The organism is Pseudomonas sp. NPDC087598, from assembly GCF_044743525.1.
Lineage (GTDB): Bacteria > Pseudomonadota > Gammaproteobacteria > Pseudomonadales > Pseudomonadaceae > Aquipseudomonas.
In genome coordinates this window covers 41,034-60,808 of the sequence record NZ_JBIUWQ010000010.1, presented here as the reverse complement: position 1 = coordinate 60,808, position 19,775 = coordinate 41,034, and the positions used below count along the sequence as shown (strand labels likewise).

Below are 19,775 nucleotides of genomic sequence, written 5' to 3'. Positions count from 1 at the left end.
GGGCGGGCTCGCGGGGTACTCCATCAGCGCAACGCGGTGCGCGCGAGAACAATGTAGTTCATGTCTCAGCAAAGGCCTGGATCATTTAAGTTAGGCGAAATCGCCAACAGGAATATTGATCCAGGCCAGTGAAACGGTCGGATTGTTCAACGATCAGTTGGAGAACACAAACTGACCCTTGACCTTTTTCGCGCCGATGAATCCGAGGTCCGGGAACAACAGCGTTTTTAGCCAGGCGGCGTAGCCGACGATTGCCAGGGTGATGCCAACGCCGATCAGCGTCGACACTGGATCCTCGTCGAAACCCTTGAACATGCGCGACAACTGACTGATGGTGAGGATCACGTAGACCGTGTAAACCGCGGCGACGTTCTTGTAGAAGCCCCACGCAAACAGCAACGGAATGCCTCCCGCGATCAGCATGATGGTCAGGGCCATGCCCACACTGACTTCGTAAAACAGAAAGAACCCGGCAAATGCGCCGATCAATGCCTGAATGCAGGTCAACACCACGAGGATCGTGACCTTGACGGAGTGACGTTCTCTAAGCGCGGGATCAGCACGGCCGCCGATCCAGGCAGCCAACACTCGGTCCTTGACCTTGCCACCCGAGAGGGCCTTGAAGGTTTCGGTCTTTGAACGGCCGGCGTCGAGCATTTCCACCAGTTGCCGCTTGATTTCCTTCTTGTCCAACGTGTTCATCCTTAAATAACAGCGAAAGCGGCCAATCCACTTCCGCTGGCAATTCTCGCCGCTGGTCCGGCAGAAAGCAAAAAGCCGCTTCCACCCGAAGGTGGAAGCGGCCGAGGCATAGGCCTCAATAGAGCAATCAGTGCACGAACAGGGCGATCAGGATGATGATCGGGATCGGCACGCCGAGGAAAAACAGCAGTAATGAGCGCATGGTGATTCTCCCTGTTTAACGGACTGGAGGCAGTGTGGTGGAAGTGGCGTACGTTTCGACTTCGACATATTCGACCGCATCGCGACGACGACCGCCGAAGGTGGCTGCGAGGCTGGCGAAGAACGCACCGGCCAACAGCGCAATGAACATCCACAGCGAGGTCCAGGCAGCGACTTTCGCAGCGGTGTCAGCCGCTTGTTGGGCTTTCAGCTTGGCGTCGGCAATGGCTTTCTGAGTACGGGCATACACCTCGTCGACACGACGTTCGGCATCGGCCTGGCTCAGGTTGGTACGTTGCGCAACCAGTTGTGCGAGATAGGTACGGTCTTCCGCGCTGAGCTGACCGTTGGCCAGGCTCTGAGCGAAGATTCGCGCCACTGCACCATGGGCCGCGTCATCGCTGACGGACGCCGGGCGGTCATCGCGGAACAGGCTGTCGATGAAGTAACCGTATTGGTTGCTGTCGGTGTTCGCCGCTGCGGAACCGGCCATTTGGGTCACAGCGCTCGCTGCACCGCCGGCAACACTGGCACCGGCCTGGACGCCACCGCTGATGACGCTGCTGACCGAACCGACCACCAGAATCGCGGTAACCAGAGTCGCTACACACCAGGCGAGGAAACCATGGGCGGTATCACGGAAATACACTTCATCCCCGTGCATGTTCGCCCACTTCACCCGCAGGCGACCGGCGATGTAGCCACCCAGCCCGGAAGCGATGATCTGCGTCGCCGCCAGCCAGACAATCGTCGAAATGCCCAAGCCCTTGGCGCTGACGCCCTCCCCGGCCCATGGCGAAACGGCAGAAAAACCCAGACCGAAGCCGAGTAGCACCAGAATCATCGACAGCGCCGCAGCAGCCGCGGCACCGGCGAAGATCGCGCCCCAGGACACGCCTGAGACGTTGCTCGACTCTCCTTCGTAGGCAGGATAAAACCCATCAGAGGATCTATTCATTGTTGTAGTGCTCCAGGCATGAAAAATGGTGTTACAACTCGTCGAAAGATGAATTGCAGTGACCGTGCCATTCGCGAACATTAAATAAATCGTTATTTTTCAATCACTTAGAAAATATGAACTTCCTAGGACATTGCAAATTGCAACAAGTGGCAATTTGCAGCGGGTTTTATGCATTGGCGAACCGGCGCGTTATTTGCGTTTGTAGCTCTTGTTGCCGCTGGGCGTCAGGCAATACACACCGCCACGAGGCCCGGTGCAAAAAGAACCTGTGCCACAGGCGCAGCCATCGTTACTCTGCAGGAAGTTTTGTGGACGGGTCTGCTGAGGCTCGCCAAACATCGCTGCGCAGCTTTTCTTCGAGCCACTGATGGAGCCGTCATTGCACAGAAACAGATCGCCATCGCAGCGAGCAATACCGCCCTTTTTGCCGGAACAGGGCGTGTTCGCAGCGAAGGTCGACGTGCTCAGCAGCGCCAGCAATAAAACGGTGATTGGCATCCAGCCACGGCGAATCAAGCTACGCACGGAACCGCTCCTGATTGAAATTATGGCCAGATGATATCAATGTTGGACGAATTTGTTTCCAAGTCCTGTAAATGCCAGCTACAACATGAAAGTTAATTTAAAGCGTCACGGAAATTTCTTGGCAAAATGCTGCCATTCCGTTTGAACCGATCAAGGCCAGCCCTATGACGCGTATTTTGACCATCGAAGACGACGCCGTGACCGCCCGGGAAATCGTCGCCGAACTGAGCAGCCACGGCCTCGACGTGGATTGGGTCGACAATGGCCGCGAAGGCCTCGACCGCGCCGTGAGCGGCAATTACGACCTGATCACCCTCGACCGCATGCTGCCGGAGCTGGACGGTCTGGCCATCGTCACCACCCTGCGCACCATGGGCGTGGCCACGCCGATCCTGATGATCAGCGCCCTTTCCGATGTTGACGAGCGCGTACGCGGCTTGCGCGCCGGCGGCGATGATTACCTGACCAAACCCTTCGCCACCGACGAGATGGCCGCGCGCGTTGAAGTGTTGCTGCGCCGGCAGAACAGCGGCGCCACCCAGGCCACTACATTGCAGGTAGCCGATCTGCAACTGGACTTGATCAGCCATGAAGCACGCCGCGCCGAGCAGGTGCTGACGCTGCTGCCGACCGAGTACAAGCTGCTGGAATTCCTCATGCGCAACAGCGGCCAGATCCTCTCGCGGATGATGATTTTCGAAGAGGTCTGGGGCTATCACTTCGACCCTGGTACTAACCTGATCGACGTGCACATCGGGCGCCTGCGCAAGAAGATCGACGCGGCGGGCAACGTGCCGCTGATTCGCACGGTACGAGGCTCGGGTTATGTCATTGCCGAACCCGTCTGACGGTTGGCGTTCCTCCAGCAGCCGTTTGCTGGCGCTGTACAGTTCGTTGTTTGTGGCCTGGAGCGCGATCCTCATGGGGGTCATGTATTACGAGGTCTCCGGCTACCTCGATAACCTCGCCAAGCATTCGCTGATGCAACGTCAGCATCTGTTTTCGCACTTTCGGGGCGAGCAACTGGAAGAAGCCCTCGCCGCCAGCATGACCTTCGACATTCGCGGGATCGACGCCTATGGCCTGTTCGATGCCGAGGGCGTTTACCTCGGCGGCGCGCTCCAGCAGATCCCCGATGGCCTGCCGCTGGACGGCAAGATTCACATGCTCGCCGACTGCGCCAACTCCGATGACCCGACCTTGCCCAATGACAGCTGCGACGCCGTCGCCACGCAGACCCGCGACGGTCGCTGGCTGGTGTTGCTGCGTGACAACGGTTCCCTGTTCGCGGTGACACGGATCATTTTGCATGCGCTGTTCTGGGGGGTATCACTGACGATTCTGCCGGGGATCGCCGGTTGGCATTTGCTGCGACGGCGGCCGTTGCGGCGCATCCGCGCGATTCAGGCCAGCGCGCAGTCGATTGTCGCCGGCGACCTGACCCACCGATTGCCGCTGTCCAATCGCCGCGATGAACTGGACATGCTCGCCGCCATCGTCAACGCCATGCTGGAGCGCATCGAGCGTTTGATGAATGAAGTCAAAGGCGTGTGCGACAACATCGCCCATGACTTGCGCACACCGCTGACCCGCCTGCGCGCGCAGTTGTATCGCATGCAGCAGCAGGCGGGCGAAGGCTCGCAAGAGGCGGCGCAACTGGATCTGGTGCTGGCCGAGGCGGATACGCTGATGGCGCGGTTTCGCGGGTTGTTGCGGATTTCAGAGTTGGAAGATCGCCAGCGCCGCTCGGGGTTTGTCGAGCTGGATCCGGTGTTGTTGCTACAGGAACTGCACGAGTTTTACCTGCCGCTGGCCGAGGAAGGCGAGTTGCGTTTCGAGCTGAACATGCCAGAGACATTGCCGCCGCTCAATGGCGATCGGGCCTTGCTGTTTGAAGCACTGGCGAATCTGCTGAGCAATTCGATCAAGTTCACCCCGGCCGGGGGCACGGTGATCTTGCGCGGGGTGAATGCCGGTGGTCATACGCGTATTGAAGTGCATGACTCCGGGCCGGGCATTCCCGAGTCCGAGCGTGAAGCCGTGTTTCAGCGTTTCTATCGGGCCGAGGGCGGACAGCCGCACGGCGGGTTTGGACTGGGCTTGTCGATTGTCGCGGCGATTGTCAGCCTGCACGGCTTCAATCTTGAGGTGGGCAGCAGTGACCTGGGTGGGGCGAAACTGGTGCTGGATTGTCAGCAGCGTTTGATCTCTAACACCTGATCCCCCCACCTTGGAATGCAATCAATGTGGGAGCGAGCCTGCTCGCGAAAGCGGTGTGTCATTCAACAAAGATGTTGCCTGACATTCCCTCTTCGCGAGCAGGCTCGCTCCCACAGGTTTTTGTGTTGGATGATTAAGTCGGGTAATTGGCGCGCAGCGCTTCGAGGCCGCCCTGGTAGATGCCGTTGAACAACGCCACCACTTCCTCATCGCTCACGCCTTTGGCCGTGAAACGTCCCGACCAGGTCACCCGTGCGCCCTGCCCCTTAGCTTCAACCTTGATCGTCGCCAGATAATCAGTGGCCGGGAACGGAGCCTGTTCAATCGAGTAGCTGTAGCTCTTTGCTGCGTTGTCGAACGCTTGCAGACGCTCGATCACCACGCCGCCATCGGCAGTTTGCAAAGTACGTACGCGGCCGCCGTCGCTCAGCTCGCTGTTGGGAATGAACGGTAGCCAGTCCGGCAGCGTGTTGAAGCCGCCGATCAATTGCCAGACCTGATCGGCCGAGGCCGGGATGTCGATTGTTGCGGATGCAGTTGCCATAAAATTCTCTCTTCAAATACTCAAATGGTCAGGCTGTCGACCACGCCGCCATCGACGCGCAAAGCGGCGCCGGTGGTGGCCGAGGACAGCGGCGAAGCAATGTAGGTCACCAGATGCGCAACCTCTTCGACATCCGCGACGCGCTGGATGATCGAGGTCGGCCGGGCGCGGCGCACAAAAGCGTCTGCCTCGTCGCGCAGGCTGCGGCCAGACTCGGCGGCGGCGTCCTTGAGCATCGCCTCGACACCGTCGGTGTAGGTCGGCCCCGGCAGGACCGAATTGACCGTGACGCCGGTGCCCGCCAGGCGTTTGGCCAGACCGTGAGACACCGCCAGATTGGCGCTTTTGGTCACGCCATAGTTGATCATGTCGGCCGGAGTTGCCACGCCGGATTCCGAAGACAGGAAGATCACCCGTCCCCAACCCTGCTCGACCATTCCCGGCACGTAATGCCGAGACAAGCGCACGCCGGAGATCACGTTGACTTCATAGAAGCGCGTCCACTCCTCGTCGGGTGCTTCGAAAAAATCCACGTTGTTATAGATGCCGAGGTTGTTCACCAGGATGTCGGCTTTCGGCTCGGCGGCGAACAGCTTCTGCGCACCTTCGGCGGTGCCGAGATCGGCGGTCAGACCGCGCAATTGTGCGCCCGGCACTTTCTCGCGAATGCTCGCCAGTGCCTGCTCGACCTTGGCCGTGTCGCGACCAATCACCACCACCGTGGCGCCGGACTCGGCCAGCGACTGGCTGATGCCCAGACCGATACCGGCAGTGCTGCCGCTGACGATGGCCAGTTTTCCACTCAGATCAATCTTCATGCTTTCACCTCATCGATAGGTAATGGTGCGCGTTCGGAGACCAGTTTTGCGTCACGCATGGCCTGCCAGAAACCGGCTGGAATGGTTGCCGACAGCGCAGCGACGTCTTCAGCGATGCGTCCCGGTTTGCTCGCGCCGGGGATCACGGCGGCGACCGCTGGGTTGGCCAGTGAGAATTGCAGTGCGGCGGCTTTTACATCGACGTTAAAAGTAGCGGCGATACGCTGGATCTGCCCGACTTTGGCGATGACTTCAGGGCTGGCCTTCTGGTATTCGAAGTGCGCACCACCGGCCAGAATCCCCGAGCTGTACGGGCCACCGACAACGATTTCGACATTTTGCGCCCGCGCCGATTCCATCAAGCGCTGCAACGGACGTTCGTGGTCGAGCAATGTGTAGCGACCGGCGAGCAGGAAGCCATCCGGCTGAGCTTCGGTGAGATCCAGCGTCAGTTCGCACGGTTCGACTTTGTTGACACCTAGGCCCCAGCCCTTGATCACGCCTTCTTCGCGCAGACGCGTCAGCACTTTGAACGCGCCAGTGCGTGCCTGATTGAAGTACTCCAGCCATTGATCGCCGTAGAAGTCCTGAGCGATGTCGTGCACCCAGACAATGTCGAGGCGATCGGTTTGCAAGCGCTTGAGGCTGTCTTCGATGGAACGCAGGGTCGCGTCGGCGCTGTAGTCGTTGACGATCTTGTTCGGGCGGCCATGTTCGAACACCCCGCTCTTTTCGCCGAGGTCGCGGGCCGCCGCGTCTTCGACTTCGTCGAGAATCACCCGGCCGACTTTGCTGCTCAGTACATAGTCGTCGCGGTTGTATTGTTTCAGCGCTTCACCGAGGCGGATCTCCGACAGGCCGGAGCCGTAGAACGGCGCGGTGTCGAAATAACGCACGCCGGCATCCCACGCGGCATGCACGGTGGCCTGCGCTTCGTCTTCGGGAATGGCGCGGAACATGTTGCCCAGTGGCGCGGTGCCGAAACCCAGTTGACCGGGCAGTTTGTCTTTCAAGCTCATTGGATTGTCCTCATTCGTTCATGGTCTGCGTGACCGTTGAGCAAATCCTAGATTGCGACGCCTAGACCGTCCAAGACATAATGTGCAGTACTTGAGTCCCCAGAGGTCTGACATGATCGACATCCGCCAATTGCGCTACTTCGTCGCCGTCGCCGAAGAAGAGCACGTCGGCCGTGCAGCCGAACGCCTGCATATTTCCCAGTCGCCGCTGAGCCGGCAGATCGCCCAACTTGAGGAACGCCTCGGCTTGACGCTCTTCGAACGCAGCCAGCAACGTATTCGTCTGACCCGAGATGGCCAGACGTTCCTCGCTGAAACCCGCGCCTTGCTGACTCATGCCAATCGCCTCGAATCCCTGGGCAAGCGCTTGGGTCGGGGTGAGGAAGGCGGGTTGTGCATCGGCTATATCGAAAACGCCATGCACGCCGGCGTGCTGCCCAATGCCTTGCGCGTATTGCGGGTGGATCGACCCAATGTGCATGTCGCGCTGTACAACCTCAGTTCCGCCGAACAACTGGAAGGCCTGCGACAGCGTAGTCTCGATATCGCTTTGGTGAGCGAGCCGCCGACCGATGACGATCCGGACCTGCTCGGCTTTCAAGTGCTGGACGATCCGATGTTGCTGGCGTTACCCGAGCAGCATCCGTTGGCCCACGCGACATCGCTGAGCCCGCAGGATCTGGCCGATCAGGAATGGATCGGCGTGCAGCCCCGGCAGGATGCCAGCGACGAGTTCGTCAGCGCCTGCATCCGCGCAGGGTTCACTCCGGATGTGCGGATGCAGGCGACCGAGCCGTTTACTGCGCTCGGTCTGGTGGCGTCAGGATTGGGCATTGCGATGATCCAGAAAGGCCTGAGTCATAACGCGCCACCGGGCGTGGTCTTGCGCGAGGTGCCATGGCTGACGTTTACCACGCCATTGTGGGCAGCCTGGCACCGGATCAATTTGCGGCCGCTGGTCGAAACCTTCAGAAAAGTCCTCACCGACCCCGTCCCCCGCGGCAGCGGGCTTGCCCGCGAAGGCATTGCTATATCCAGCATCACCGTCGACTGAGCCGCCGCATTCGGGAGCAAGCCCCCACCCACAAGGGCCGGCACCTGATCGTCGGTCACGCACTACACTGCAAGGAACAGCCTGTGCGATGAGCTGACCATGAAAATGTCTGTGCAAATGACCGTCGTCGCGATACTCGCCACCCTCGCCTACCTCGGGTTGGCGGTGTGGGGTATCGGCGGCGTGGCGATTTTCTTCTCCCACGGTTCACTGGTGCTGGTCGCGCTCGCGACGGTGGCCATGGTGGTGGCGTCGTTGTTTACCGAGGTCAACCTGAGCTCCGGCGAACGCGAAGATCGCGCCAATCGCTGGGTGATTCCGGCGTTCGGCGTGATTGGACTGGTCAGTGGTTTCCTGCCGGCGTATTGCGATCGGGTGAATGTCTGGACGTTTGGCGGCGAGGGGGTGCGCTGGCTCGGCGCGTTGCTGTTTATCGTCGGCGGGGCGTTGCGCTTGTGGCCGGTGTTTGTGCTGGGGCGGCGTTTCAGCGGGTTGGTGGCGATTCAACCAGGGCATCGACTGGTCACTGACGGTATCTATCAGCACCTGCGTAATCCGAGTTATCTGGGGCTGGTGGTCAATGCCGTGGGCTGGGCGCTGGCGTTTCGGTCGGTGGTTGGCTTGCTGCTGGCGGCGCTGACATTGATCCCGCTGATCGCCCGTATCCATTCCGAAGAAGCCTTGCTGCGCGGCCAGTTTGGCGCCGAATACGACGCCTATTGCGCGCGGAGTTGGCGCTTGCTTCCCGGTGTCTACTAACCCCAGGATCACCGATAAACCTGTGGGAGCTGGCTTGCCAGCGATGAGGCCAGCACAGCCGGTATCTCGGGTGACTGACACACTGCCATCGCTGGCAAGCCAGCTCCCACAGGGGCGGTGTTGTATCAGTTCTTACATAGCTGCAGTTGGCCGTTGTCGATGTGGACGCTGACCTCAGCGTAGCTGGCCAATGTCGCATGGGACGTTTGCAGCGGGTGCTGGTGCGTTGCGGTGATGATCATCAGCGCGGCGCCGGCGGCTTCGGCGGCTTGAATGCCGACGGTGGCGTCTTCGAAGATCAGGCAATCGCGGGGTTCAAGTCCCAAGCGCTTGGCGGCAAGCAGGTAACCGGCCGGATCAGGTTTGCCGGCCTTCACATCCTCGGCCGTGATCATCACCGCCGGTGTCGGAATCCCCGCTGCAGCCATCCGGCGCAAGGCCAGATCGCGCGGTGCCGAAGTGACCATGGCCCAGCGCTCGGCGGGCAAACTGTTGAGAAACGCCGCCGCGCCAGGAATCTCGACGATGCCTTCCACATCACCGATTTCCGCCTCGGTGATAAACGCGGCTTGCGCCTCGGCGCCCACACCCGGCAGGTTCAGGCGATTGATGGTATCGATGGCGCGCGCACCATGAATGGTCGGCAAGAACGAATCGACGTCTACCCCGTGACGCACGGCCCAGGCTGACCAGATGCGCTCGGCGGCGGCGATGGAGTTGAGGACGGTGCCGTCCATGTCGAACAGAAACGCGCCGAACGCGCGGTCGAAAACACAATCGTGAGCAGACAAAGAGTCGCTTCCTCTGGCAAGGGGCCGGGCAAATGTGCCCGGCAATGTAGCACTTGTCAGTGCAAACGCGGTGCCTTGGACTTGAACGCGCTGTCGACGCAATCGAGCAACTGGCCGATGGCCCAGGGCTTTTTGATAAACGCCACCGGGTACTTGACCCCGGACGTCTCCGGCGTTTCATAGCCCGACATCACCATTACCGGTTTTTCCGGCCAGCGATCACCGACCAGATTGGCCAGATCGGCGCCATTGAGGGTGCCGGGCATGGTGATATCGGTCAGCAGCAACGCGACTTGCTGCGCATGATGCTCAAGATAGATCGATGCAGCGTCAGCGCTGGTTTGCGGCTCGACCTTGAAACCTTCCTCCTGAAGAATTTCGCAGAGAAACTCCAGAATCAACGGATCATCCTCAACCACCAGAATCAACCCGTCAGGAAGGTGCGTGTCCGCCGTCGGTGTTGGGCACATGAAACTGCACTCCCTGATTTGCATTAACGATTTAGCGGCTTGAATCCGCTGCTTATCTGGTATGAGCAGCGGACTTTGCAGAAATTCATTTTTGATACAGGTCTTTTCACAAACGACGTATTTACCCGATCGCGACAGACGTTCGCACGGGTGCATTTGTGGTTAAAATGCCGGCCCTTTTGCTTGCCGATCGTGACCGATGAACCCTGAAGCCCTCGCCACCCTCCACGCCCATTTGCTGCCCGCACTCGCGGCGGCACCGAGCGAAACCCGTCGTCTGTTCCACGGGCGCGGGCGTTGCTGGCCGGGGCTGGAGCAATTGACCGTGGATTGGCTGCAAGGCGTGGTGCTGGTGTCGCTGTTCAAGGAACCGGCGCCTGACCAGCTTGAAGACCTCAAGCATTTGTTGCTGAACATCAGCGCTTCGGCCGAGTGGCAGCAGTGCGGCGCGCATACGCTGTTGATCCAGCATCGCTATCTGCCGCAAAGCACCGCCGAATGGCTGGTCGGTGCCGAGATCGACGAAATGACCATCGTCGAGGGCGGCTTGCAGTATCGGGTGGACCTGGGTCGCAAGCAGAACGCCGGGCTGTTTCTCGACATGCGTTACGGGCGCAACTGGGTGCGCGAGCAAGCAGCGGGCAAGCGTGTATTGAACCTGTTCGCCTACACCTGCGGCTTTTCCGTGGCCGCCATCGAAGGCGGTGCCAGTCATGTGGTCAACCTCGACATGTCCCGCGCGGCCTTGAGCCGTGGCCGCGATAACCATCGGCTGAACGGGCATGACCTGAGCAAAGTCAGCTTCCTCGGCCACGACCTGTTCAAATCCTGGGGCAAGGTGATCAACAGCGGCCCGTATGACCTGGTGATCATCGATCCGCCGTCGTTCCAGAAAGGCAGCTTCCTGCTGACCAAGGACTACCAGCGCGTGCTGCGGCGGTTGCCGGAACTGCTGACGGCTGACGGCGTGGTGCTGGCGTGCATGAATGATCCGGCGTTCGGCTCGGACTTCCTGATCGATGGCGTGACGCAGGAAGCGCCGGGGTTGCGCTTTGATCAGCGCCTGGAAAACCCGCCAGAATTTCCCGACATCGATCCGGAAAGCGGCCTCAAGGCCCTGGTTTTTCAACGCACCACCTGACATTACAAACCCCATTGTGGGAGCGAGCCTGCTCGCGAAAGCGGTCTGTCAGTCGCCAGTGATGTTGCCTGATCTACCGTATTCGCGAGCGGGCTCGCTCCCACAGGTTTATGTGCACGACCGATGATCTTTAGTGAGGCCGCAGCACCAGCGCAAACAACTCGCCATGCCCATTCACATTGAGCTTGTGATAGAGATTGCGCCGATGGACTTTCACGGTCTCCGGCGAAATCCCCATTTGCTGGGCCATCGCCTTGCTGGAAAACCCTTGCAGAATCAGCCGCGCCGTGTCGACCTCGCGCACCGTCAGCCGCGCATCGAAGCGATCAAGCAATGTCGCCAGATCGCCGGCCACCACTTCAGCGACCGGACCTTGCGGCGGCAACAACTGCACATGCCGACGCATCGCCGCCAGCACCCAATCGCGTACACACAACAGTCGCCCCTGCTCGGCCAATTCGAACGTCGTCGATCGGCCCAGTGACAACCCGAGCACGCCGCCTTCGAGGTTGATCATGAATTGCAGCTCGTCCTCCCCCACCACCGAACGAAAGTAACTCTGGTAGTACTCGCTGTGCAGGAACTGGTCCGGTGCCACCGAGGCCAGGCTGTGCAAGCCGTCGTTGATGCCGTTCGAGGCGGCTTGATAAAACGGGTCGAGCAGGTACATCCCCGCGGTGTAATCCGCCAGTTCTTCCTGTTCGTCGGCGCGGCCCTTGCTGTCGAAATCGATCAACAATTGCGGCGCCTGGCCGGGCTTCAGCAACGCGACCAGCGCGTTATCCAGCGGCACCAGCAGTCGCAAGGTGTCCACCAGTGCGCGCCAGAAACCGTCCTGCCCGACAACGGAAAACACTCGCGCCAAGCTTTGATGCATTGGCAATTCCTGCAACAACGCGTCCACGCACTACCCCTTTTGAGTAACCCATGATGGGAATGGGTCAGGCGAGATCGGCCCGATAGGCTGACCACTCCTGTTCATCACCGGCCTGCACAGGCCAGGAGTGCCGCATCATGCGTGGTCATCGTGGCTATATCAACTTGGGCCTGCTCGCCTGTCTGGGCGTGGTTTCTGCCGCCAGCGCCGCCGATGCACCGAGCGTGCACGTCTACAACTGGTACGACTACATCGGCCCGAACACGCTGCACGATTTCCAGCGCGACAGTGGTATTCAACCGGTGTACGACACCTTCGACAGTGCCGAAGTGCTTGAAGGCAAACTGATGACCAGCCGCAGCGGTTACGACGTGGTGGTGGCGAGCAACTACAGCCTGCCAACGCTGATCAAGGCGGGCGCCCTCGCCCCGCTGCCGCGCGATCAACTGCCGGGCTGGAAGAACCTCGACAACGATCTGCTGAGCAAACTGGCCAATAACGATCCCGGCAATCAATACGCCGTGCCTTACCTGTGGGGCACCAACGGCATCGGCTACAACGTTGACAAGGTGCGCGCCGCATTGGGCGACAAGGCACCGGTGGATTCCTGGGATCTGGTGTTCGACGAAAAGAACCTCGCCAAGCTCGGCCAGTGCGGCGTGGCGATGCTGGATTCGCCCTCGGAGATGCTCCCGGTTGCCCTGCATTATCTGGGGCTGCCACCGAACAGCACCGATCCCGAAGACTATAAAAAAGCCGAAGCGCTGCTGCTGAAACTGCGCCCGCACATTGCCTATTTCAATTCCTCGAAATTCATCAGTGATCTGTCCAACGGCAACATTTGCGTGGCGGTCGGCTGGTCAGGGGCGATGCTTGAAGCCAAGACCAATGCCGAGCAGGCCAACAATGGCGTGAAGATCGCCTACAGCCTGCCGAAGGAAGGTGCACCGGTGTGGTTCGACACGCTGGTGCTGCTCAAGGATGCGCCGAATCGGACTCAAGGCCTGGCGTTCATTGATTACCTGTTGCGCCCCGAGGTGATCGCGCCGGTCAGTGATCATCTGTCGTATCCGAACGGCAATCGTGCGGCCACGCCGCTGGTGGCTGAGGCGACCCGGGACAACCCGGCGGTTTATCCATCCGCCGCAGCGATGGCAACGTTGTACACCCTTGAACCGTTGCCCAAAGCCACCGAGCGCGTGCGTACGCGGGTGTGGAGCAAAGTCAAAAACGGCCAGTAAACCTCCCTAAAAGACACCACAAGACTTGTGGGAGCGGGCTTGCCCGCGATGACGGTGTGTCAGGCAACGAATGTATTGGCTGAATGGACGCCATCGCGGGCAAGCCCGGCTCCCACAGGTTTTGTGATCAACCTGCCTTCCTTGTTTCTGCCTAAGAGAGATAACAATCCATGAAACCTCGCGCCCGAGATCTGAACATCCGCATCGGCCAACTGCCGACCGGCCCGCTCAACGCCATCACCGACGTGCCCGGCGTCCGGGTCGGCCACAGCAACGTGCGTGGCCAGAGCAGTGCCGGCCGTGACATCTGCACCGGCGTCACCCTGATCGAACCGCGCCAGGGTTCGACCAACCAACAACCGTGCTTCGCCGGTGTGCATGTGCTCAACGGCAACGGCGATGCCACCGGACTTGAGTGGATTCGTGAGGCCGGACTGCTGACCAGTCCGATTGCCTTCACCAATACCCACAGCCTCGGCGTGGTGCGTGATGCGCTGATTGCACTGGATCGCCAGCAGCAACCCGACGACGGCCGCCTCTACTGGAACATGCCAGTGGTGCTGGAAACTTTCGACGGATTGCTCAACGACATCAACGGCTTCCACGTCCGGCCCGAGCATGTCGCCCAAGCCCTGCACAACGCTGTCGACGGCCCGGTGGAGGAAGGCGCCGTCGGCGGTGGCAGCGGCATGATCTGTCATGAGTTCAAGGGTGGCATCGGCACCGCATCGCGCCAATTGAGCAGCGCACAAGGTGGCTGGACCGTGGGCGCGATCGTGCAGGCCAACCACGGCATTCGCAGTGAGTTGCGGGTCGACGGCTACCCGGTCGGGCGTTACATGGAACAGAAGGATTCACCGTTTCTGCGCGCCTCGCTGCCGCACCCGGGCATGGGCTCGATCGTGGTCTGCCTGGCTACCGACGCGCCGCTGTTGCCGCATCAATGCACGCGTCTGGCGCAGCGCGCCAGCCTCGGTCTGGCGCGAACCGGCGGCGGTAACGAAGACCACAGCGGCGACATCTTCATCGCCTTCGCCACCGGTAACGATCATGTGCCGCCAGCGGCCTATGAGGGCAAGGGCGCGCCGACCTGTGATGGCTTGCGCATGGTCAACAACGACCACATCAGCGAGCTGTTTCTGGCCGCCACCGAGGCGGTTGAAGAAGCGATCATCAATGCCTTGCTCGCCAGCGACAGCACCGCAGGCAATGGTCATTCGGTGCCGGGACTGGACGCCGACACCCTGCTCGCCGCCCTCGCCAAGGCCGGCTGGCCAGGCTCGCGCTAACACGCGCTCCTACACGAGGTTACCTGGCCATTTGGGTGCCGAGTTCGCGGGCGACACTCAGTTGCTGTGCGGGATCACGCAACTCCGACTCCGGCAGCAACGTCGAACTCAGCACCTTCGCCCCGCTGTAATCGAAAATCCCGTGTTCGATCTGCGCCTTCATCGCCGCGCCATAGCCATGGCGCTCGTAGGTTCGCGCATCCGCCCCGGCGAGCTGGACCAGGTGCACGCGCATGCGCTGCAGCAGCTTCACATGCTTGAGGTCGCCGCCGAAATCGAACGCCCAGCCGTTGCTGAAGACCCGGTCGATCCAGCCTTTGAGCAGCGCCGGCATCGACCACCAGTACACCGGATACACCAGCACCAGTATGTCGGCGCGATCAATACGGGCCTGCTCCGCCAGCACATCTGCGGGCGGCTGTGCCTCGCGGTGATGCACGGCAAAATCGGCGGCGCCGAAACGCGGTTCGAACCCTTCGGCGTAAAGGTCGGCGATCTCAAAGGTATTGTCCGGATCGGCCTGCGTCAGACCTTCGGCGATCTGCGCGGCCACGCCATGAGTCAATGAGCGAGGATCGTGATGCGCGACAACAATCAACGTGTGCATGGGAAATCTCCTGTTGGTGATTGCCTGACAAGGCTTATATACTCTTGGTAGGTTACGAACAGTAAGTTACGTTTGGTATATAGCGATGTCAACCACTGAAATGTCCGAACAGAATTCCCCCGCCCAACCGCGCAAACGCCTGTCGCGTGAAGATCGATTGCGCCAGTTGCTCGACATCGCCTGGCAGATCATTCGCGCCGAAGGCACTGACGCCCTGACCCTCGGCTATCTGGCAGAAAAGGCTGGCGTGACCAAACCGGTGGTTTACGACCACTTTGTCACCCGCGCCGGATTGCTGGCGGCGCTGTACCGGGATTTCGATGCGCGACAGACACTGGTCATGGACGCCGCCATCGCCAATTGCGAGCCGACGTTGATCAGCACCGCGTCAGTGATCGCCAAGGCGTACGTCGATTGTGTGTTGCTGCAAGGCAACGAGATTCCCGGCGTCATCGCCGCGCTGGCTAGTACACCGGAACTGGAGAAGATCAAGCGAGAGTACGAGGCGATCTTCCTCGAAAAATGCCGCAAAGATCTGGCGCCCTATGCCAATGGCGGGCAGATCACTCAAGCGGCTTTGCGTGCGATGCTCGGCGCTGCGGAAGCCTTGTCCCACGCCGCAGCCAACGACGAAATCAGCGCTGATCAGGCCAGTGAAGAGCTGTATGAAACCATCATGGCGATGGTAGAAAGAGCCGCCGCCCGCGCGACTGGCGGTACTTGAGGCCACCCCGGCACACTCCTAGGATGGAGTGGCGCGGCGGCTTTGCTCATCAAGCCCCGCGTAGGCGCGGGTGCTCTGAACCCCAATCAAGCCCGCGCCTTGATTCATGCCCCTCTTGAGCCTCACGGGCTCTACTTCCTCCCCATCAAAGAGCTTTGAGGCTCTTTTTTTGTCTGCGCAATTCGGCGACAAGGGCTTTGGGGGATCAGTGAACGGTGAGCCGTTGACGGACAAACTCTCCGGTATGACGGGTGGTCTGATCGAGATGCCGATCACGCTGTTTCTCGGCGTCGAGCATGGCGCGCTTGCCGTTCTTCTGCAGCAGATAGGTATGAATCTGCTGCACCTCCAGCGAACGGTAGATCGGCGTAGTGTCGATAAATCCCCGCAAGCCATTGCTGCGGTGATGCCGCGTGCTCATCAGCACCTGGGTTTCACGCTGGCCGATCACCTCAAACCCCAGTGCCTCGAAATACGGGACTTTGCCGACCGTGCAAGCCAGTTCGGTGTGCGGGTAATGCCCCAGCATTTCGCCAATCATCGCGCGCGCCACGCCCTGACGCCGATGCCCTTCGCGCACTGCCATGTAGGCAACGCTGCAGGCTTCCCAATCGCCCTGCACCGGTAGATACAAGAGGAAACCGATAACCTGCTCCGGGTCTTCCTCGTCGGTGGCGACCAGCAACTCCACCTCGGTACCCTTCTCGCCTTTCAGCGCTTCCAGATACAGATGCACCTCATAGCCCACCGCGTACTGATAGACGTTGTACAACAGGTTGCTCGGGCCGAGCCCCACCGCACTGATATCGGTCAGGTAGTCGACGACCATTTGCAGAATCTGGCTGTTGACGCCCTCAGGGCATGGGGTTTTGTAATGGGTGATGCGGGGCATGACGGGTGAACTCCGGCGGAAAACCGCGACATCATACCTTGTAGGCCGGATCAGGCTGCATTGTGCTGACTGAACAGCCGACGGCTGTTTGTCGCCCGCGAAAACGCAGGCCGAATTCCTGACAAAAATTTCATCCGCCGCCAACAGGATCTTTCGCCGTTTCAGCGTCCAATTCTTCAGCTGCGTTGATTTTCCAACGCAGGCCTTGAGGAGTTGTCATGAGCGTTTTGCGTTCGCTGTCCAAATGGCGAAAAACCTTGCTGCTGGTGCCGTTGACGCTGGCGGCGCTAGCCAGCGCGCCAGTGTTTGCGCAACAAGTGGTGATCGTCCAGCAAGCACCACCGCCGATGCGCATGGAAGTGATGCCGGGGCCGCGTCCCGGATATGTCTGGGATCAGGGCCATTGGCGCTGGGAAGGTCGTGGCTACGTATGGATGCCCGGCCACTGGCAGCCGGTGAGACACGGCGCCCGCTGGAAACCGGGGCACTGGCAGGCACGCGGGCCGAACTGGTTCTGGGTTGAAGGGCACTGGGTGCGTTGATCACACGCTCGCCTGCAAACGTCACTTACCGGGAACATCACCATGTCGAAAACGGTTAAATCGCTGCTCGCGGCCACACTGGTGGCCATCACCCTGAGCGGTTGCGTCGTCGCACCGGCCCGCCCGCACCGCCCGCCGCCACCGGTTGAAGTAGTGCCGGTGATGCCGGCGCCAGGTTATCACTGGGTCGCCGGTCACTACCGCTGGGGCGGTAATCAATGGCGCTGGGTGCCGGGGCACTGGCGCGCCTATTGATCCGAGCGTGGGGCGTCACTGCTGTGGCGCCACCACCTTGAACTTGATGTTGATATCTTTCGACACCACGGTGTCTGCCCACTCCCCTGCGCCCAGGCCGAACTCGTCACGCTTGAGCACCAACTCACCGTCGAAAATCCCGATGGCGTTGTCCGGCTTCAATTCCACCGGCACCTGAACTTCGCGGGCAATGCCTTTGAGCGTGAGCTGGCCGGCGATCAGATAATGGTTTTCGCGCACCCGAGTGAAATGGCTCGACTCGAATACCGCGACGGGATATTTCGCCGTGTCGAACCATGCGGGTTTCACCAGTTCGGTATTGGCGTCGGCGCTGCCCGCGTCGATGCTGGTGAGATCGATGCGCAACGTGGTATGGGCGTTGTCGAGGTTGTCGGTGTTGAAGTCCAGCGTCGCCTCGAACTTGCCGAAGGTGCCATACATCCGCGAGCCCATCTGGTTGTAGGTGAAACTGATCTGACTGGCGGTGGTGTTGACCCGGGTGTATTCGACAGCCTGTGCGAAAGGCATGGCGCACAGGCAAAACGCGGCAGCCAGCAGCAATCGGATCGACATGGGATTCTCCGGGCAGCGCTTGCCGTCGAGGGACTCGTTTGACTTAAGCAAACAACCCGCCGTTACGCCACCCCACACGAATCAAACCAGGCGTTCGATTTTCTGATGCTGCCAGACCAGTTTGTAATACAAGGTCTGCAACACCAGCATCCCGAGATACGCCACCGGGAACGCCATCCATACCCCTTGCAAACCAAACTGCCCGTCCAGCCAATACGCCGCCGGCAGTTGCACGCCGACCACACAGATGATCGCAATCGCGACCGGCACCAGCACCGTGCCACTGGCACGCATGATCCCGCCGATGATCGCCTGGAAACCGAACACCAGCAGGCTCCACAGCATGATGTGCAACAAATGCTCGGCCATCGCCCGGGTCGAAGCGTCGGTCAGGAACAACCCGAGCAACCAGTGCGACAACAGATAACCCAGCACAATCAGGCCGCCGGTCAGGCACACATTGATCAACAGACCGGTGCGCAGAATCGGCCCCATCCGCTCCAGTCGCCCGGCGCCAATGGCCTGTGCGCCCAGGATCGACGCGGTGATCGCAATCGACAACGCCGGGAACTGCACGTAATTGACGATCTGCGTCACCGCGCCATAGGCCGCTGTCGCTTGCGATCCGTGCTGGTTGACCAGCGCCAGAATCACCAACTCCGACAGTGACAACACAATCATCTGCACGCCGGTCGGCAGACCGATGCGCAGGACCTTGCCAAGAATCGCCCCGTCGAGCCGCAGCGCCGCAAAGAACTCCCGGTCCGGCGCCAGCGGATGGCCCTTGCGAATCAGCCGCCACGCCAGCCACGCCATCGCCGCCAGGTTACCCGCCAGCCCTGCATACGCGGCGCTCTGAATCCCCAATTGCGGCAAACCGAACCAGCCCCGAATCAACGCCGGTGTCAGCGCCAGCCCGACACAGGTCGACACCATCAGCGCCAGCAATGGCGACAACGTGTCACTGACCCCGCGCAGCAACTGCGTGAACAACACGAATACCAGCAACGACGGCAAAATCCACATCATCACATGGGCATACGCCACCGCATCGTCAAGCACATCCGCCGGCGTACCCAACCCGGTCAACGCCTGCCGCGCAAACACACTGCCCAACACCGCCGCCACCAGACCGATCAACACGCCCAGCAACAGCGTCGCCCCGGCAATCGCTTTGACCATGTGCGGCTCGCGCGCGCCCCACGCCTGACCGATCAGCACGCCCGCGCCCGCGCCGAGGCCGATCACCAGTGCAATAAAGAAAAACACGATGGGGAACATCCCCGATACCGCCGCCAACGCTTGCGTACCGAGCATCTGCCCGATGTAGATGCTGTTGACTGTGCCTGACATTGATTGCAGGAAATTGGACAACACCATCGGCGCCAGAAACAGCAGGTAGGTTTGCCAGAGGGGTTTGATGGCGGCGGGGGTTTGCATTGACTTGAGGTCCATCTCGACGGCGGGGGCTTGATGAAGGATAGCTTCGGTGAGTTGGGTGCGAGGTGCAATTAACATTTCAGGTTGTTTATGCTCGGTTGCCTTTCCGGGTTGTGATAAACACCCCGCC

The 19,775-nt window shown here is 60.5% G+C and carries 23 protein-coding genes; 10 read left to right on the top strand and 13 right to left on the bottom strand.

Annotated features, from left to right (window positions below):
• Positions 1-153 precede the first annotated feature (153 nt).
• The 3 genes from ACIOWE_RS08130 to ACIOWE_RS08120 all read right to left on the bottom strand — a co-directional run bounded on the left by ACIOWE_RS08130 (position 154) and on the right by ACIOWE_RS08120 (position 2,389).
• Positions 154-702, bottom strand: a complete 549-nt coding sequence (locus ACIOWE_RS08130; protein ID WP_401389600.1) for a hypothetical protein — start codon at positions 700-702, stop codon at positions 154-156.
• Between the two features lie 217 nt (positions 703-919).
• Positions 920-1,861: a hypothetical protein gene (locus tag ACIOWE_RS08125; RefSeq protein ID WP_201237732.1), complete on the bottom strand. Its 942-nt coding sequence runs from the start codon at positions 1,859-1,861 to the stop codon at positions 920-922.
• Between the two features lie 192 nt (positions 1,862-2,053).
• Positions 2,054-2,389, bottom strand: a complete 336-nt coding sequence (locus ACIOWE_RS08120) for a hypothetical protein (protein ID WP_401389597.1) — start codon at positions 2,387-2,389, stop codon at positions 2,054-2,056.
• Between the two features lie 164 nt (positions 2,390-2,553).
• Between ACIOWE_RS08120 and ACIOWE_RS08115 the strand changes: the two genes are divergently transcribed.
• Positions 2,554-3,237 carry a response regulator transcription factor gene (locus tag ACIOWE_RS08115; RefSeq protein ID WP_042559723.1) on the top strand — a complete coding sequence of 228 codons (684 nt, stop codon included), beginning with the start codon at positions 2,554-2,556 and terminating at the stop codon, positions 3,235-3,237.
• Entirely contained in the window at positions 3,215-4,609 is a 1,395-nt protein-coding gene (locus tag ACIOWE_RS08110) for a sensor histidine kinase (RefSeq protein ID WP_401389594.1), read from the top strand. The genes ACIOWE_RS08115 and ACIOWE_RS08110 overlap by 23 nt, the downstream gene beginning before the upstream one ends.
• Positions 4,610-4,742: 133 nt before the next feature.
• Here ACIOWE_RS08110 and ACIOWE_RS08105 read toward each other — a convergent pair whose 3' ends face one another.
• From ACIOWE_RS08105 to ACIOWE_RS08095, 3 genes are read right to left on the bottom strand one after another with little or no spacing between them, the layout of a single operon-like run.
• Complete coding sequence (locus ACIOWE_RS08105) at positions 4,743-5,153, bottom strand: SRPBCC family protein (RefSeq protein WP_401389591.1); 411 nt, start codon at positions 5,151-5,153, stop codon at positions 4,743-4,745.
• Positions 5,154-5,173: 20 nt separating this feature from the next.
• Complete coding sequence (locus tag ACIOWE_RS08100; RefSeq protein WP_401389588.1) at positions 5,174-5,971, bottom strand: SDR family NAD(P)-dependent oxidoreductase; 798 nt, start codon at positions 5,969-5,971, stop codon at positions 5,174-5,176.
• Positions 5,968-6,990: an aldo/keto reductase gene (locus ACIOWE_RS08095; protein ID WP_201237728.1), complete on the bottom strand. Its 1,023-nt coding sequence runs from the start codon at positions 6,988-6,990 to the stop codon at positions 5,968-5,970. The genes ACIOWE_RS08100 and ACIOWE_RS08095 overlap by 4 nt, the downstream gene beginning before the upstream one ends.
• A gap of 112 nt (positions 6,991-7,102) precedes the next feature.
• Here ACIOWE_RS08095 and ACIOWE_RS08090 point away from each other — a divergent pair, with 112 nt between their 5' ends.
• A complete protein-coding gene (locus ACIOWE_RS08090) occupies positions 7,103-8,044 on the top strand; it encodes a LysR substrate-binding domain-containing protein (RefSeq protein WP_401389584.1) in 942 nt (313 codons plus the stop codon).
• Between the two features lie 99 nt (positions 8,045-8,143).
• Positions 8,144-8,803 (top strand): methyltransferase family protein, encoded by a 660-nt coding sequence (locus ACIOWE_RS08085; RefSeq protein WP_401389581.1) that lies wholly within the window; start codon positions 8,144-8,146, stop codon positions 8,801-8,803.
• A gap of 125 nt (positions 8,804-8,928) precedes the next feature.
• Here ACIOWE_RS08085 and ACIOWE_RS08080 read toward each other — a convergent pair whose 3' ends face one another.
• Positions 8,929-9,594: an HAD-IA family hydrolase gene (locus tag ACIOWE_RS08080; RefSeq protein WP_401389578.1), complete on the bottom strand. Its 666-nt coding sequence runs from the start codon at positions 9,592-9,594 to the stop codon at positions 8,929-8,931.
• Between the two features lie 56 nt (positions 9,595-9,650).
• The gene (locus tag ACIOWE_RS08075; protein WP_401389575.1) at positions 9,651-10,064 is read right to left on the bottom strand and encodes a response regulator; all 414 of its coding nucleotides are present in this window, start codon (positions 10,062-10,064) and stop codon (positions 9,651-9,653) included.
• Positions 10,065-10,263: 199 nt separating this feature from the next.
• Here ACIOWE_RS08075 and ACIOWE_RS08070 point away from each other — a divergent pair, with 199 nt between their 5' ends.
• Positions 10,264-11,205, top strand: a complete 942-nt coding sequence (locus ACIOWE_RS08070) for a class I SAM-dependent methyltransferase (protein ID WP_401389572.1) — start codon at positions 10,264-10,266, stop codon at positions 11,203-11,205.
• Between the two features lie 130 nt (positions 11,206-11,335).
• Here ACIOWE_RS08070 and ACIOWE_RS08065 read toward each other — a convergent pair whose 3' ends face one another.
• Positions 11,336-12,109 carry a LuxR C-terminal-related transcriptional regulator gene (locus ACIOWE_RS08065; RefSeq protein ID WP_401389569.1) on the bottom strand — a complete coding sequence of 258 codons (774 nt, stop codon included), beginning with the start codon at positions 12,107-12,109 and terminating at the stop codon, positions 11,336-11,338.
• Between the two features lie 110 nt (positions 12,110-12,219).
• On the opposite strand from ACIOWE_RS08065, the gene ACIOWE_RS08060 reads away from it, so the two are divergent.
• Together ACIOWE_RS08060 and ACIOWE_RS08055 are read left to right on the top strand one after the other, a co-directional pair.
• Positions 12,220-13,323: a polyamine ABC transporter substrate-binding protein gene (locus tag ACIOWE_RS08060; protein WP_401389566.1), complete on the top strand. Its 1,104-nt coding sequence runs from the start codon at positions 12,220-12,222 to the stop codon at positions 13,321-13,323.
• A 170-nt stretch (positions 13,324-13,493) separates the two neighbouring features.
• The gene (locus ACIOWE_RS08055) at positions 13,494-14,612 is read left to right on the top strand and encodes a P1 family peptidase (protein ID WP_401389563.1); all 1,119 of its coding nucleotides are present in this window, start codon (positions 13,494-13,496) and stop codon (positions 14,610-14,612) included.
• A gap of 19 nt (positions 14,613-14,631) precedes the next feature.
• On the opposite strand, the gene ACIOWE_RS08050 is transcribed toward ACIOWE_RS08055, so the two are convergent.
• Positions 14,632-15,219 carry an NAD(P)H-dependent oxidoreductase gene (locus ACIOWE_RS08050; RefSeq protein ID WP_401389560.1) on the bottom strand — a complete coding sequence of 196 codons (588 nt, stop codon included), beginning with the start codon at positions 15,217-15,219 and terminating at the stop codon, positions 14,632-14,634.
• An 85-nt stretch (positions 15,220-15,304) separates the two neighbouring features.
• On the opposite strand from ACIOWE_RS08050, the gene ACIOWE_RS08045 reads away from it, so the two are divergent.
• The gene (locus tag ACIOWE_RS08045; protein WP_401389557.1) at positions 15,305-15,943 is read left to right on the top strand and encodes a TetR/AcrR family transcriptional regulator; all 639 of its coding nucleotides are present in this window, start codon (positions 15,305-15,307) and stop codon (positions 15,941-15,943) included.
• Positions 15,944-16,148: 205 nt separating this feature from the next.
• Here ACIOWE_RS08045 and ACIOWE_RS08040 read toward each other — a convergent pair whose 3' ends face one another.
• The gene (locus tag ACIOWE_RS08040) at positions 16,149-16,835 is read right to left on the bottom strand and encodes a GNAT family N-acetyltransferase (protein WP_401389554.1); all 687 of its coding nucleotides are present in this window, start codon (positions 16,833-16,835) and stop codon (positions 16,149-16,151) included.
• Positions 16,836-17,053: 218 nt separating this feature from the next.
• On the opposite strand from ACIOWE_RS08040, the gene ACIOWE_RS08035 reads away from it, so the two are divergent.
• Together ACIOWE_RS08035 and ACIOWE_RS08030 are read left to right on the top strand one after the other, a co-directional pair.
• Positions 17,054-17,377, top strand: a complete 324-nt coding sequence (locus tag ACIOWE_RS08035; protein WP_103306738.1) for a YXWGXW repeat-containing protein — start codon at positions 17,054-17,056, stop codon at positions 17,375-17,377.
• Between the two features lie 42 nt (positions 17,378-17,419).
• On the top strand, positions 17,420-17,632 hold the full coding sequence (locus ACIOWE_RS08030) for a YXWGXW repeat-containing protein (RefSeq protein ID WP_103306739.1): 213 nt from the start codon (positions 17,420-17,422) through the stop codon (positions 17,630-17,632).
• Between the two features lie 15 nt (positions 17,633-17,647).
• Here ACIOWE_RS08030 and ACIOWE_RS08025 read toward each other — a convergent pair whose 3' ends face one another.
• Positions 17,648-18,205, bottom strand: coding sequence for a YceI family protein (locus ACIOWE_RS08025; RefSeq protein WP_401389549.1), 558 nt, complete (start codon positions 18,203-18,205; stop codon positions 17,648-17,650).
• A gap of 81 nt (positions 18,206-18,286) precedes the next feature.
• The gene (locus ACIOWE_RS08020; RefSeq protein WP_401389547.1) at positions 18,287-19,645 is read right to left on the bottom strand and encodes an MATE family efflux transporter; all 1,359 of its coding nucleotides are present in this window, start codon (positions 19,643-19,645) and stop codon (positions 18,287-18,289) included.
• Positions 19,646-19,775: the final 130 nt, after the last annotated feature.

Excerpts from the sequence above, each read along its gene's own strand:
- ACIOWE_RS08060 (WP_401389566.1), top strand. The coding sequence starts at position 12,220 with ATGCGTGGTCATCGTGGCTATATCAACTTGGGCCTGCTCGCCTGTCTG.
- ACIOWE_RS08045 (WP_401389557.1), top strand. The coding sequence starts at position 15,305 with ATGTCAACCACTGAAATGTCCGAACAGAATTCCCCCGCCCAACCGCGC.
- ACIOWE_RS08095 (WP_201237728.1), bottom strand. The coding sequence starts at position 6,990 with ATGAGCTTGAAAGACAAACTGCCCGGTCAACTGGGTTTCGGCACCGCG.
- ACIOWE_RS08100 (WP_401389588.1), bottom strand. The coding sequence starts at position 5,971 with ATGAAGATTGATCTGAGTGGAAAACTGGCCATCGTCAGCGGCAGCACT.
- ACIOWE_RS08085 (WP_401389581.1), top strand. The coding sequence starts at position 8,144 with ATGAAAATGTCTGTGCAAATGACCGTCGTCGCGATACTCGCCACCCTC.
- ACIOWE_RS08125 (WP_201237732.1), bottom strand. The coding sequence starts at position 1,861 with ATGAATAGATCCTCTGATGGGTTTTATCCTGCCTACGAAGGAGAGTCG.
- ACIOWE_RS08070 (WP_401389572.1), top strand. The coding sequence starts at position 10,264 with ATGAACCCTGAAGCCCTCGCCACCCTCCACGCCCATTTGCTGCCCGCA.
- ACIOWE_RS08035 (WP_103306738.1), top strand. The coding sequence starts at position 17,054 with ATGAGCGTTTTGCGTTCGCTGTCCAAATGGCGAAAAACCTTGCTGCTG.
- ACIOWE_RS08025 (WP_401389549.1), bottom strand. The coding sequence starts at position 18,205 with ATGTCGATCCGATTGCTGCTGGCTGCCGCGTTTTGCCTGTGCGCCATG.
- ACIOWE_RS08030 (WP_103306739.1), top strand. The coding sequence starts at position 17,420 with ATGTCGAAAACGGTTAAATCGCTGCTCGCGGCCACACTGGTGGCCATC.
- ACIOWE_RS08020 (WP_401389547.1), bottom strand. The coding sequence starts at position 19,645 with ATGCAAACCCCCGCCGCCATCAAACCCCTCTGGCAAACCTACCTGCTG.
- ACIOWE_RS08050 (WP_401389560.1), bottom strand. The coding sequence starts at position 15,219 with ATGCACACGTTGATTGTTGTCGCGCATCACGATCCTCGCTCATTGACT.
- ACIOWE_RS08130 (WP_401389600.1), bottom strand. The coding sequence starts at position 702 with ATGAACACGTTGGACAAGAAGGAAATCAAGCGGCAACTGGTGGAAATG.
- ACIOWE_RS08105 (WP_401389591.1), bottom strand. The coding sequence starts at position 5,153 with ATGGCAACTGCATCCGCAACAATCGACATCCCGGCCTCGGCCGATCAG.
- ACIOWE_RS08090 (WP_401389584.1), top strand. The coding sequence starts at position 7,103 with ATGATCGACATCCGCCAATTGCGCTACTTCGTCGCCGTCGCCGAAGAA.
- ACIOWE_RS08110 (WP_401389594.1), top strand. The coding sequence starts at position 3,215 with ATGTCATTGCCGAACCCGTCTGACGGTTGGCGTTCCTCCAGCAGCCGT.
- ACIOWE_RS08115 (WP_042559723.1), top strand. The coding sequence starts at position 2,554 with ATGACGCGTATTTTGACCATCGAAGACGACGCCGTGACCGCCCGGGAA.
- ACIOWE_RS08055 (WP_401389563.1), top strand. The coding sequence starts at position 13,494 with ATGAAACCTCGCGCCCGAGATCTGAACATCCGCATCGGCCAACTGCCG.
- ACIOWE_RS08075 (WP_401389575.1), bottom strand. The coding sequence starts at position 10,064 with ATGTGCCCAACACCGACGGCGGACACGCACCTTCCTGACGGGTTGATT.
- ACIOWE_RS08040 (WP_401389554.1), bottom strand. The coding sequence starts at position 16,835 with ATGCCCCGCATCACCCATTACAAAACCCCATGCCCTGAGGGCGTCAAC.